1 protein-coding gene is annotated in these 1092 nt (G+C 61.6%); it reads left to right on the forward strand.

Annotated elements, in window-relative coordinates:
• Positions 1–853 (forward strand): hypothetical protein (locus AC1DSN_RS23020; RefSeq protein WP_477333201.1); only part of this gene is annotated, 853 nt, incomplete at its 5' end.
• Positions 854–1092: the final 239 nt, after the last annotated feature.

Raw genomic sequence — 1092 nt, forward strand, 5'->3', positions numbered from 1 at the left:
CTTCACCTGGCACCGGGATCGCTTTGGGGGACCCCGTCCGACCGAGCCAGTCACAGCCAAGTGGTTGCCCACATCGCAGGTCAGGACGTGGTGGTCGGGTTACGAAAACAGTCGGCGACAGTTTGTCCAGGCGGCTGGCGTCGAGCTCGAGGTCGTCTTGGTGATCGACCGCGGCGGCGGGCGCGGAAACGTCACTACCTATCGGCTGGCCTTTGCGGCCCTAGGCGCCATGACGGAGCCGGCTGAGGCCGCGAAGACCCCACCAGCCGATCCGAGCATGACCCCAGGTTTCGACGGGGCCCTCCACATGACCTACGAGCTCGAGCCAGCCCAATGTGCTGCTCTTTGGTGGCCATTGCTCGGCCGGCCCTTCTCCATGCGGTCTGGTCGCGGCGTTGCTTTCATCGGCATGGTGGCAGTCCCTTTCGCCATCGCCATGATCTGCGGCGCTGCGCTGTGCATGATCTATTTTTCTAGCCCGACCAGTATGTCCAAGGCAATGGGACCACTTCTAACTACCGGACTGCTCGCCGCCGTCGTGAATTGGGCGCAAAGGCCTTTCTGGTCTCTGCCGATGCTTCGCATCACGATTGCGCCGGACTGGCTACTCGCTTTCAATCAGACGTACGGCCAACTCCGCTTGACCCGGGACAACGACAGCAAGACCGGTGGGCGATTTTCCCTCGTGCGCTTTCACGGCACCTGTCCGGTATGCGCCGGCAAAGTCGAGATACGCGAGGGAGGCGCTGCTTACCCTGGACGCCTGGTCGGGTGTTGCTCAGATAGTCCGCGGGAGCACGTCTTTAGCTTCGATGCGGTTACACATGTCGGGAGGCCGCTTATCGATCATTGACCGCGGCCATGACGCGGCGCGACTCGCTCAGGGCGGTCTACGATCGTTTTCAACTGCCAACTGCGACATACCCGTTTAGACCTTGGCGTTGAGCATCTTGCTCAGCGCATGAGCCACGTGGCCCTGATGAATAGCGCCAGGAAACGTCGGTGAACTAACATTCGCGACCTTCCCCTACCGATCAAGAACCCGCCTCGATGCCCTCCCTGGCCGCCACAGCCGGCAGATTTATTGACCAC

The sequence above is a fragment of the Luteibacter sp. P4_D7_3 genome, assembly GCF_056401735.1.